Annotated in this window: 11 protein-coding genes and 1 rRNA gene; 5 read left to right on the top strand and 7 right to left on the bottom strand. The window is 44.0% G+C overall.

Annotated elements, in window-relative coordinates; all coding sequences use genetic code 11:
- From V1358_RS12570 to rph, 4 genes are all read right to left on the bottom strand, one after another.
- Nucleotides 1-119: ribosomal RNA gene (locus V1358_RS12570) — 16S ribosomal RNA — on the bottom strand; the annotation flags it as partial.
- A gap of 558 nt (nt 120-677) precedes the next feature.
- Nucleotides 678-1,070 carry a diacylglycerol kinase gene (locus tag V1358_RS12565; RefSeq protein ID WP_347393748.1) on the bottom strand — a complete coding sequence of 131 codons (393 nt, stop codon included), beginning with the start codon at nt 1,068-1,070 and terminating at the stop codon, nt 678-680.
- Between the two features lie 56 nt (nt 1,071-1,126).
- Nucleotides 1,127-1,771, bottom strand: a complete 645-nt coding sequence (pyrE, locus tag V1358_RS12560; protein WP_347391986.1) for an orotate phosphoribosyltransferase — start codon at nt 1,769-1,771, stop codon at nt 1,127-1,129.
- A 24-nt stretch (nt 1,772-1,795) separates the two neighbouring features.
- Nucleotides 1,796-2,509, bottom strand: a complete 714-nt coding sequence (rph, locus tag V1358_RS12555) for a ribonuclease PH (protein WP_347391987.1) — start codon at nt 2,507-2,509, stop codon at nt 1,796-1,798.
- A 169-nt stretch (nt 2,510-2,678) separates the two neighbouring features.
- Here rph and V1358_RS12550 point away from each other — a divergent pair, with 169 nt between their 5' ends.
- The 3 genes from V1358_RS12550 to V1358_RS12540 all read left to right on the top strand — a co-directional run bounded on the left by V1358_RS12550 (nt 2,679) and on the right by V1358_RS12540 (nt 5,457).
- On the top strand, nt 2,679-3,539 hold the full coding sequence (locus tag V1358_RS12550; RefSeq protein WP_347393747.1) for a YicC/YloC family endoribonuclease: 861 nt from the start codon (nt 2,679-2,681) through the stop codon (nt 3,537-3,539).
- Between the two features lie 157 nt (nt 3,540-3,696).
- On the top strand, nt 3,697-4,929 hold the full coding sequence (locus tag V1358_RS12545; protein WP_347393746.1) for a tyrosine-type recombinase/integrase: 1,233 nt from the start codon (nt 3,697-3,699) through the stop codon (nt 4,927-4,929).
- Between the two features lie 12 nt (nt 4,930-4,941).
- Entirely contained in the window at nt 4,942-5,457 is a 516-nt protein-coding gene (locus tag V1358_RS12540) for a hypothetical protein (RefSeq protein ID WP_347393745.1), read from the top strand.
- Between the two features lie 277 nt (nt 5,458-5,734).
- Here the strand turns inward: V1358_RS12540 and V1358_RS12535 are convergent, their stop codons facing one another.
- The 3 genes from V1358_RS12535 to V1358_RS12525 form a co-directional block, all read right to left on the bottom strand.
- Complete coding sequence (locus V1358_RS12535) at nt 5,735-6,085, bottom strand: hypothetical protein (protein ID WP_347393744.1); 351 nt, start codon at nt 6,083-6,085, stop codon at nt 5,735-5,737.
- 101 nt (nt 6,086-6,186) lie between these two features.
- The gene (locus V1358_RS12530; protein WP_347393743.1) at nt 6,187-6,639 is read right to left on the bottom strand and encodes a Panacea domain-containing protein; all 453 of its coding nucleotides are present in this window, start codon (nt 6,637-6,639) and stop codon (nt 6,187-6,189) included.
- 199 nt (nt 6,640-6,838) lie between these two features.
- Nucleotides 6,839-7,261 (bottom strand): hypothetical protein, encoded by a 423-nt coding sequence (locus tag V1358_RS12525; protein ID WP_347393742.1) that lies wholly within the window; start codon nt 7,259-7,261, stop codon nt 6,839-6,841.
- A 585-nt stretch (nt 7,262-7,846) separates the two neighbouring features.
- On the opposite strand from V1358_RS12525, the gene V1358_RS12520 reads away from it, so the two are divergent.
- Entirely contained in the window at nt 7,847-8,101 is a 255-nt protein-coding gene (locus V1358_RS12520; RefSeq protein WP_105253842.1) for a helix-turn-helix transcriptional regulator, read from the top strand.
- Nucleotides 8,091-10,844 (top strand): DUF927 domain-containing protein, encoded by a 2,754-nt coding sequence (locus V1358_RS12515; RefSeq protein ID WP_347393741.1) that lies wholly within the window; start codon nt 8,091-8,093, stop codon nt 10,842-10,844. Before V1358_RS12520 ends, V1358_RS12515 begins: the two co-directional genes overlap by 11 nt.
- The last annotated feature ends 336 nt before the right edge of the window (nt 10,845-11,180 follow it).

Raw genomic sequence — 11,180 nt, 5'->3', positions numbered from 1 at the left:
ATTACTCACCCGTCCGCCGCTCGTCATCTTCTAGCAAGCTAGAAATGTTACCGCTCGACTTGCATGTGTTAGGCCTGCCGCCAGCGTTCAATCTGAGCCATGATCAAACTCTTCAATTAAAAGTTTTGTGAATCCGAAGATTCGGCGCTCATTGAATTCTGATTTTGATATCTTTCGATATCGAATTGACTGTGCTGAAACAAGTAAACTTGTTTCCGTTGGTCACTCAGTTCAATTGAGACTCTAAATTTGTTTGCGTCATCTAGCGAACTAGAATCTGCTGTTAGAACTCAACCTGTACGAGTGCCCACACAGATGATTGCTTCATATTTTTAAAGAACAGTCCGGTTTCCCGGTTTCGAGTTGCTTTCGCGTCTCGAGGGCTGTGCATTCTACTCAACCCCAGTTTGTTGTCAACACTTAATTTTGAGAAAGTTTTCATTTTTTTCAAAACTGAGTTTTACTTGACTCCCTGAGTTGCTAGCGCCTCGCTATGCGTTGCTGCCTGCCGTCTCAGTGGGGTCGCATTATAGGGAGATTCGATTTTGACGCAACCCCTTTTTTAAAGAAAATTGCTAAAAATGGATCGTTTGCGCAAATTACACACAAAAGGCATTAAAAAAGGCCATTTATTCGTCATAATATGGCCTTTATATGTGATTTAACTATTCGGTGGGTTATAAAATCACCACTGCATATTGGTAAATACTCACGCCCCAAACAATCGTAGCTATTAATAATGACAAAGTTACTGCTGCCGATGCCATGTCTTTTGCACGACCTGATAAAACGTGTAGTTCTGTTGATACCCTGTCTGTGAGTGCTTCTATCGCTGAATTCACTAACTCAACAATAAGGACCAATAGTAAGACACTCATTAATGCAGCCCAATGCAACATATCTTTGGCAATAATAAAGGATAAGGGAAATAAAATGATGGCCAATAGCAATTCTTGACGAAACGCGGCTTCTTCTTTAATCGCAGCTCTTAAGCCTTGAAATGTACAACGCAGCGCTTTGAACAAACGCCCCAATCCTTGGCCATTTGGTTTATTGGAAGTAGTTTGCATTGAAGACCTATTCATTTGACACAAAAAAGCCCCTATCGAAGGGGCTATTTATAAGATTACGCTACACCGTATTGGTCGCGATAAGCTTTAACCGCGTTTAAGTGTTCATCCATGTTGCCTTGCTGCTCTAGGTATGTGATTAGGTCAGCCAGCTTAACGATAGAAACAACCTGCGTATTGAAATCGCGCTCAACTTCTTGGATAGCAGAAAGCTCAGCCTTACCTTTCTCTTGGCGGTCCAGTGCTATTAGTACACCTGAAAGGTCTGCACCGTTAGCAGCGATGATTTCCATTGATTCACGAATCGCAGTACCAGCCGTGATTACGTCATCAACAAGCATCACTTTGCCTTTAAGTTCAGAGCCAACTAGGTTGCCACCTTCACCGTGTTCTTTCTTCTCTTTACGGTTGAAACAATAAGGCACATCTTTATCGTGATGATCCGCTAGCGCTACCGCTGTAGTCGTCGCAATTGGAATACCTTTATACGCTGGACCAAACAACAAATCATATTCAATGCCTGCATCTTCTAGTGCTGCTGCATAAAAACGGCCTAGCTTCGCTAAGTCTTTACCTGTATTGAACAGGCCGGCATTGAAGAAGTATGGACTTGTACGCCCAGACTTAAGAGTAAACTCTCCAAACTTTAAAACCTGTTTTGAGAGTGCGAATTCAATAAACTGCTTTTGATATTCTTTCATTACTTTGCTCGTCAACGTTAAAGATTAAGCCAGAGTCTGCTTTTGGATATCGATAATTTCGCGAATCGAGTGTTTTGCCAATGTTAGCATTTGCTCTAACTCGTCAAATGAGAACGGCTCGCCTTCAGCGGTACCCTGCACTTCAATGATTTTACCCGTTTCAGTTAAAATCACGTTCATATCCGTTTCTGCATCAGAATCTTCTAAGTACTCTAAATCTGTGATTGGCTCACCTTTATAGATACCTACAGAAATTGCCGCAATCATGTGCTTAAGAGGGTTGGTATTGATCATACCTTTGGCACGCATGTAAGTAAGTGCATCTACCAGCGCAACGCAGGCACCACTAATTGAAGCAGTACGCGTACCGCCATCAGCTTGGATAACGTCGCAATCAACTGTGATAGTGTTTTCACCCAACGCTTTTAGATCAACCGCAGCACGCAGAGCACGAGCGATCAGGCGTTGAATTTCCATGGTGCGTCCACCTTGCTTACCACGCGCAGCCTCACGGTCATTACGAGTGTGGGTCGAACGTGGCAACATGCCATATTCTGCGGTTACCCACCCCTTGCCTTGGCCCTTCATAAAGCGCGGCACACCTGAAACAACACTCGCCGTACATAAAACTTTGGTGTTTCCAAACTCAACTAACACCGAGCCTTCTGCATGCATGGTGTATTGGCGAGTAAAGGTCACTGGGCGAATCTGATTAGGTGTTCTTTCACTTGGACGCATTCACTATCCCCTTAAATAAAAAATTTTGTTCATTATATGTGTTCGCCCGCTGCTATGCCACGGCACTTTTGTTAAATTGCCCATTTTTGCTGGAAAATTCTGCTAGAGCTCACATTTTGTTAAGGTATAATCAAAGCGATACATCTATTAGACATTTAGGAAATCATTCATGATTCACAGCATGACCGCGTACGCTCGCCAAGAAATCAAAGGCGACTGGGGCACAGGAACTTGGGAGATCCGCTCTGTAAACCAACGTTATCTGGAAACTTTTATTCGCGCCCCTGAACAATTTCGTGGTTTGGAGCCTGTTATTCGTGATCGCCTGCGTAAGAACTTACAACGCGGTAAGGTTGAGGTATTTCTTAAGTTCGTTGCCAACCCAGCCCATGTTGGTGAGCTAAATATCAACGAGTCGTTAGCTTCACAGCTTGTAAAAAGCGCGCAATGGGTGCAAGCCCAGAGCCAAGGCGAGATCAACCCTGTTGATATCCTTCGCTGGCCAGGCGTAATGGAAGCCCAAGAAATGGATATGGATGCCGTTCAAGGTGAATTACTTTCTGGGTTGGATATGGCCATTGAAGAGTTCAAAGCAGCGCGAGCAAGTGAAGGTGAAAACCTAGAGCAAATGATTAGCTCTCGCTTGGATGCAATTATAGAACAAGTGTCTATTGTTGAGTCCCACATGCCTGAAGTAATTAAATGGCAACGTGAAAAGCTGCAACAGAAACTAGAAGAGCTGCAAGCTGAAATCGATGAGAATCGCCTTGAGCAAGAGCTGATTTATCTGGCGCAAAAACAAGACGTAGCGGAAGAGTTAGACCGCCTAAAATCGCATGTAAAAGAAACTCACAAAATTCTTAAAAAAGGTGGCGCATGCGGTCGACGCCTTGATTTCATGATGCAAGAGTTTAACCGCGAAGCGAATACGTTAGCATCAAAATCAATCAACACCGAAGTGACGAACGCTGCGGTTGAGTTAAAGGTGTTAATTGAGCAAATGCGTGAGCAAATTCAGAATATTGAATAAGCTTTCATTGATAATCAAGCCTTTTCAAATTGGGCTATCCAATTGATTTAAGTACAATAGTAATATTCATCTTTGTTCATGATATTTCAATTAACGTCATTTAAGTGGTGACAAAACTGGTGACAAGGTCTACGTTTAATAGACTAGGTCACTTACTTTGTCACCATTAATGAATGCACAACAGATAAAATCGTTAATACAAAAAGGCGAGCAAGGCCGGTTCCGCGTCGACAACAACCTTTATTTACGAATTTCCTCAACCAAAAAACCTAGCTGGGTATTCCGCTACACATGCGGTGACTCACGCAAAGAACTCACTCTTGGGGGCTATGGCACCTCAGCTGACAAACTAACCCTACGCCAAGCCAGTGACTTAGCAGCAGAAAAAAGACTGATGCTGCGAGAAGGAATAGATCCAAAACTAGGGAAAGAACGCGTCGCTTATTCTGAAAGCTACCGTACAGTGGAGCAAGTAGCGAGGGATTGGCTTGATGAATGCGAGCATCGACTCAAGCACCCTGGCATACCAAGACGTGTTTACACAAAAGAGATAGCTCCGGCTATTGGTGACCTACCAATAGACAAAGTTGCACCACTACAAATACGCGACATAATTAGGTCTATCCGCGACTCGGAAAGACCTACAATCGCGAACGATGCGCTAGGTTACTGTAAGCAACTCTTTAACCATGCCATGAAGCTTGGTCTAGTAACCCATAACCCCGCTTTAGCTTTTACTGTAAAAGATGCGGGCGGTTTAGAAAAGTCGCGAGAGCGAGTACTAAGCAAAAATGAATTACAGCTCGCATTCAGTGGCATGTGTCAATACCAAACACAGTTCGTTAGGGAAAACTATCTAGCCTGCATCCTGCTAGTTTGTTTGGGAGTAAGGAAGTTTGAGTTACTATCTGCACCTTGGAGTGAATTTGACCTTACTCTAGGTATATGGCGCTTACCTAAAGAACGCTCTAAGAATGGTATTCCTATCACCTACCCGCTGCATCCTAAACTGGTAGAAGTATTGTTCGAATTGAAGGTATTGGCATGTGGTGCCGATTATGTATTTCCAAACCGCCGCAACTCTCAGCGATTCCCGCATATATCACCAGATACGCTCAACGCGGCTCTCTCTAAGATGTTTAAGCAGGATAAAATATCGGTTGAACATTTTACACTACACGACCTGCGTCGAACCTTCAGAACTCATCTAGCCTCCTTAAAAATCGCACCCCACATAGCCGAACGGTGCTTAAACCATAAATTACCTGGCGTCATGGGCACGTACGATAAATTTGACTACTTTGAGGAAAGAAAGGCCGCTCATTCTAAACTTGTAGAGCACTTATGGTCAGCATTCTGTTTTAAAACCCCATTAGAAGAAAAACGATAGTAAGGAAATACAATGATCCAAGACGAAGAGCAAATCGCGATCGAGTATTTTAATGCCCTACATGAATATGAGGAAGCATGGGCTAAGTATGATACCGCGACCCAGCGTAATGATGTCAAAAGAGAAAAAAACCGACGTTATGATGAGTTTCTCTCAGCTAAGGAAGCGCTAACTAGGCTGGATGAAAAAATCAAAAGGAAAGAAGCGCCCCCCTCACCTCCCCGCCCTAGGAAGACAAGTTTGCCGGGTGCCTTAGCCTGTGTCGTCAGAGCTTTTTTACAACATAAGCCAAGGGCATTAAGAGCTACAATTACTCCAACTAGTGAATACCCTGATGATCACTTTTTCGCTTGGGTCAGGAGTAATGAGAGCGAAACCTTCGGCCGCGCCACCATTGAAGGGTATAGATGGCTGGAGTCAGTTACAATCTTCGACGAAAATGCAGGGGAAGTGAGAGTCTCGGGCCTACCCGCAATTCGGAAGGCTTTTACTCGTGAAAGGAAAAAGCTGCAAGCTATTTCCCAATAGGAAAAAGCCTAACAACTTGTAAGGCCTCGCCACAATGACCCCGATCGCGCAATATCTTAAGTGAATAAGTGTCATTTTGATCTGTCAGATTCAACTAATAAAACTCAATTGAACCTGACAGTCGCAGTTGCGCCAGAAGTGAACAGTGAACGCCGCATTAAGGTGTGCTCAACGCTGCCACAAAACTAAACCGTACCACCATAAACACAAAACCCAACGCGAAGCTAAAAATGCCAAGCGTTGGGAATCACTCTTAAATGCTTTGTTATATGCGTGCTTACGGATAGAGCTCATGCCCAGGGTCTAACCAGATAGCATAGAATACGTTTTCAATAAAGAAACCGTGGATACGACCATACTCATTAGCACTAAATTGAAACTGGTAAGGAGTTACCGACTGGAGCTGCTCGTTTAAATGAGAAAAGCCGTCTTTCTCGCTAGTTGAAGACCAGTCTATAGTATGAGCACGAAGAGATTTTCCACCAGATTGGCGCAATTCACTAGCTTTCTGTTGTGATACGTCTTTAAGCCTAGAGAGCACTTTAAAAATATAGTCGCCATCTTTCGCTTTGATGCAAAATTTGCCTTTAGGATGCTCTAGCTGAAGGTGCTTAAATGAAAAAATCATTGCACCTTCCTCATTTTTTAGTGGCGTAGCCTTTACGTTACCAGCTTTCGATTTGCTAGGCTGGCGAGCTTTAGGTTTATGCTTTTTATTCGCCAATATACTTAAGCCTCTTCAGCTACTTCCGTGTAAAACCGGTGCATAGTGTCTTTATTGATCACATTTTCACAAGCTTCGTCTGGCTCACAAGCACCTCGAGCTTCAACCCACGGCAGCTCATCATGCGTCATCTGTTCAAGTTCATAACCACTATACTTACCGAAAACGTCATAAATTTCAGTAAGATGCTCAGTATGCACATCTTCTAGATCGGGAAATTCAACGTCCTCGAGTATTGGATTCCAACGATAATCTTTAAAACGATGATATAAAGTTCGAACTACAGGACCATGAACCCACGCTTCAAAATCTTCAGAGATCAACGGGGAACCATTATTAACTAAGAACCACGCATCTGCGTAATAAACCATTTTTTGTAATTTTAATTGGCTGATGTAGTCGCCATGCTCTTTAGCAAAAGCAAGGAAAAAATCAGCCACTTGGTTCGCACTAATCATACAACCTCCAACTTTTAACCGAGCATTCTGCCTCAGTATAGATAAATTTTCACTATCTTTTTGTTACGCTAACGACGTTTACGCTCAAAGCATATGACGCCGCGAATATGGGCCGTATAAATGCTTGGCTAATCTTAGCGACGAAGGAGCGCAAGCCAAGCATTTTGCATCCATGCCAAAATGGCTTTGTTAGCCACTACTAGAGTGTAGCAGCAGCTCTATCCCACAGCTCGTTGGCATTGTGAACTCGAAAATGAACGTCTTCGATTCCACCACCCGAGCCATGAGCAATTTGCCATTGTGTTACGAGTGGCCCGATGCCAAATAGAGCACCGCCATCAGCTAAATATTTACCGTCTTTATTTGCTACACCATAAGAATGTGACAGACTTGGATGATCTTTTTGTGAGCTTAAATCTCGAGTAGGAAGTACTGATACTAATAAGGTATGACTACCCCCACACTCAGAGTGGCCACAAGGAAAAGTTACCTTGAAATCGGGCTTCCAATTTTCTACTTGGACAGGGTTGTACCACCACTGCCAACCAGCTAAATCAAAAAACGCTGCCCAAATAGCTTCTAACTCTGTTTTGAATTCTAATCCATTATATTCAGTACTCATCGGTGGCTCCGTAGATTCAAGTAGTGCTAACAATTTAATATCGAGCGATTGGGTCGTTTTTCTGCCGCAATCTGTCTTGTTTTTGTCGTATGACCATTGATAGCAAATTTAGGAAGTACTTACCAGTGTTGAAGTTTCGCTAAATTGCTCTAATAGTGGACACGACATAAACGACCCGTTGAGTCGTTTTCCTGACTGTGGGAGAAACTCTTCGATAATGGATGTATACACTGTGATTTCAGTGGAAGGATGAACGTCCGCTCATCGCTCATAGCTGCCTGTCAGATTAAATCTAAACCTATTCATCAGTACTGTAAGATCAGATATGAGCTACTACAACTTAGGCAGCGGCTAACTTCCCCATCATTTCAAAGCTAGCCAATCCAGCTGCTCATGCGTCAAAACTTACCTAAGACATTTTTATTTCCTAAGACACTTTAGCCTTAGATGTCCTACCCCGCGTCCATCATGACAGTGCATGCAAAGCCAACAGTGGCTGCGCATTAAAACTTATTGTTTAACTTTTTCCTTCCTGCGCATTTGCATTTCGCTGTCGCAGAAAGTTAATTATTTACGAGGTATAACATGATGTTACCACTTTTTCTAAGCGCATCAGAGGTGTGCAAACTTACAAACCTATCCCAATCCACCTTGTATCGACTCTGCTTAGACGGCGACTTTCCTGCTCCCAAAAAAATATCGGGGGGACGCAACGCTTGGGCATTTATGACTGTTATCAATTGGGCGAGCGAGGTAGCTGGCGTGGAAGCAAGCGAACTTATCGTCATGTACTCAAACCTCAACAAATTAGCAGAAGAGGTAGCGTTCGATGAAAAATAACACAGCAAATAACCAGTGTATCGCCGAAGCAGAGCAATTTTTTAAAAGTTTAGGTCCCGAGAATGATGCCCACTTTGCAATCCGTCTACTGAAGAAAGGAGCACCAGCTAAGTCCTATCACAAAATGGCTATCAATTCAGATTCACTTGCTTCGTTGATCTCCTTAAATGACAAAGGCTGGGAGGTTTTTGTAACCATCAACCAAACCGATGGGCAAGGGGTCAAAAAAGAAAACGTGACGCACGTTAGGGCCTTGTTTGCGGACTTCGATGATCCTGAACGCAACAATTGTGAAGTAATCGAGAGCCTACCCATTGCGCCCAATATGGTTATTGAAACCAGCCCTGGCAAATACCATATTTACTTTTTGGTCGAAGACTGCCCCCTAGAAGAGTTTTCAATAATACAACGGGCACTTGCGAACCACCTGGGTACCGACTTGTCGATTACCGATTTGCCACGCATTATGCGCGTCCCTGGGTTCTACCATCTAAAAAGTACCCCCTTCCTTAGCCACATAGTAGATCGCTGCGATACAAAATATACTACGCAGGAAATTAACGAAAAATTGGGGCTCACCAAATCCTCACCAGATTCGACCGTTACAATAGATAATAATTTAGTGACACGAGACCCACAGCAGTTTGAAAAAATTGAAAAGCTCAGCTCTGAAGGGGGCCTACATCTACTCAATGCACTCTTTGCTGAAGGTGGCCCAGTGGAGCACTTAAAGCAAATTGGTTACGGCGAGAGTTATGACGAGTTTATTTCCTTCAGTGCCAGCCTAGCCCCATACTTGCAAACTCCACACAAGCAAAAAATGCTAGGGCTATGGGAGGCATATCTTTCTGAAGTCGGTGGCAATTTTGACCCCAATGACAACATGAAGCACCTAGTCACACTGACAAACAGCCACCCGAATGCTCTATTTAAAATCGCTGATCTTAAAGGGTGGATAAACCCTGAAAAAGAATATTCTCCCGGGTTTCGCCTCGACGAAAATGGAGTATACAAGATCATTTACGCCAAAAATGGCGATGAGGTTGGTACTCGACGTGTAAGCAGTTTGATTAGAGTTAAAGCCCGCACTTCTGATCTCACAGGAAATAATCACGGATACCTATTAGAGTGGAAAGATAAGCTTGGTATGTGGCATACGAAAGCAGTGCCTGCCGCATCGTTTCACGATCATAAGCCTCTAATTGAGATGCTCTCCAACCAAGGACTAGCTGTCACCCCGAGAGCGGTTCATGACCTACTAGCTTACCTTACCACCTACAGTGATGTGCCTATCGCACATTCAACATTAAGCACAGGGTGGTATGAAGATGGAAGTTTTGTCTTACCCCATCGCTCTTATCGCCCGCTAGGTAACAGCACACCTTTATACCTTCAAACGGCTAGCGGTATTCAGGAGGTAGTCGCAACCAAGGGGACAATAACAAAATGGCGGCAGGAAATTGGCATATACTGCAATGACAACTCTCGGCTAATAACCGCTGTGAGTTGCGCTTTAGCGGCCCCCTTACTCAAGCTTTTAGGCTTAGAAAACATTGGATTTCACTTGGTTGGCGACTCCTCTCTCGGAAAGTCAACCGCACTAAAAGTGGCATCAAGTGTATACGGCCCATCCGAATACACCAAAACCTGGCGCACGACCGACAACGCTCTAGAGTACGTATCAAGCGCATATAACGACTTGCTATTGCCCTTAGATGAAATTAAACAAGCTAGCGCAGACACAATAGGCGCGGCCATATATATGCTGGCCCAGGGACAAGGTAAAGAGCGCGGTAAAGCAAGTGGTGGTCTTCGTACAGTACAAAAATGGCGGTCATTGATCCTATCCACAGGGGAGCGCACCCCGGCTGACATCCTGCAAGACAAAGGAGGTGCATATGCAGGGCAGGAAGTTCGCCTTCTAAATATCCCCGCAAATACCGGTAAACACGGGCTATTTGAAGAACTTCATGATTTTAAGTCAGGGGCATTATTCTCACAGCATTTAGTAGCCCAAACTACCCTGTGTTACGGCCATTTAGGCGAGGCTTGGCTCAAATACCTAGTTGAAAATACTGAATTAGTAAAAACTGAAGGAGAGGTGTTAATGCGCCAGTTCAAACAAAAGCACATGAAACCTGAGTACGATGGCCAAGTTCACCGAGCCATTGATAAATTTGCACTCTTGTTTGCTGCTGGTGAATTGGCGACTATTGCTGGATTAACGGGCTGGGCCACCGACAGTGTTGAAGCAGGTATAACCACCGCTTTCGCTGCTTATCTGCTTGCTCGCGGCACTTCAGGCAAAAGTGAAGATAAGACTATACTAGACAAAGTTCGTGCAAACTTAATGGCTTGGGGAAGTGCCCGCTTCGCGGATGCAGACGAAGTAGAATACTCTAGCGAAAAAATAGTAAACCAGCTTGGGTACAGAATATCCATAGGCGAGTCAGCAAGGCAGTATGATGACTTAAAGCCATTTGATCCAAAAAGTGAGCCGGCGGAAGGCGCACAAGAACCCCCACAAAGCGTCTACTACCTTCTTAGGGGCACTGAGCTTGAAAAGCTCGCTCCTGGCTTTTCAGCAACAAAGATAGCAAATGTGCTTAAGTCACAGGGCAGCCTTGTTCACGATAAAGACCGACTTCAAAAAAGCTGGAATAACAAAGAGCTACGCAGGCGTATCAATGGCAATCGATTCTATACTATCGACGCCAACGCACTTTTTGCATCGGAGGCATAATCCCACCAATGCCAGTGTGCGCTACACGCTGGCATTAAAAATACCCCTTATATTCAGATTCTTAAAAACAAAAAACCACTATCCCTTTAATCCCTGTCTAATTTATATAATCGACCTCACAGGCCTCTCCTACCTCTACGCCTACGCCAGCGTAATTACTTCCAAAAAGCTGGGATGTCTGGGATTGACGGGATTAATAGCCCTCTGTCCTTACCGCTATGTAACACGCTTTAAGTAGTGATATTTATAAGTGGAATCTTTACCCATCGTATACAGGTATAGCTCCATCAAGAAGGATCTGCTGCTAAAGCGGGTTTACAATAAGTTCATAATTTG

This window comes from Pseudoalteromonas pernae, from assembly GCF_039831865.1.
Lineage (GTDB): Bacteria > Pseudomonadota > Gammaproteobacteria > Enterobacterales > Alteromonadaceae > Pseudoalteromonas > Pseudoalteromonas pernae.
Note: the sequence above shows the minus strand (reverse complement) of the source record. Positions and strands in the feature narration are given on the sequence as shown.

Bases quoted from the DNA above. Each gene is read 5' to 3' on its own strand.
- V1358_RS12535 (WP_347393744.1), bottom strand. From the start codon at position 6,085: ATGATTTTTTCATTTAAGCACCTTCAGCTAGAGCATCCTAAAGGCAAA.
- V1358_RS12530 (WP_347393743.1), bottom strand. From the start codon at position 6,639: ATGATTAGTGCGAACCAAGTGGCTGATTTTTTCCTTGCTTTTGCTAAA.
- V1358_RS12515 (WP_347393741.1), top strand. From the start codon at position 8,091: ATGAAAAATAACACAGCAAATAACCAGTGTATCGCCGAAGCAGAGCAA.
- V1358_RS12565 (WP_347393748.1), bottom strand. From the start codon at position 1,070: ATGCAAACTACTTCCAATAAACCAAATGGCCAAGGATTGGGGCGTTTG.
- V1358_RS12525 (WP_347393742.1), bottom strand. From the start codon at position 7,261: ATGAGTACTGAATATAATGGATTAGAATTCAAAACAGAGTTAGAAGCT.
- V1358_RS12520 (WP_105253842.1), top strand. From the start codon at position 7,847: ATGATGTTACCACTTTTTCTAAGCGCATCAGAGGTGTGCAAACTTACA.
- rph (WP_347391987.1), bottom strand. From the start codon at position 2,509: ATGCGTCCAAGTGAAAGAACACCTAATCAGATTCGCCCAGTGACCTTT.
- V1358_RS12550 (WP_347393747.1), top strand. From the start codon at position 2,679: ATGATTCACAGCATGACCGCGTACGCTCGCCAAGAAATCAAAGGCGAC.
- pyrE (WP_347391986.1), bottom strand. From the start codon at position 1,771: ATGAAAGAATATCAAAAGCAGTTTATTGAATTCGCACTCTCAAAACAG.
- V1358_RS12540 (WP_347393745.1), top strand. From the start codon at position 4,942: ATGATCCAAGACGAAGAGCAAATCGCGATCGAGTATTTTAATGCCCTA.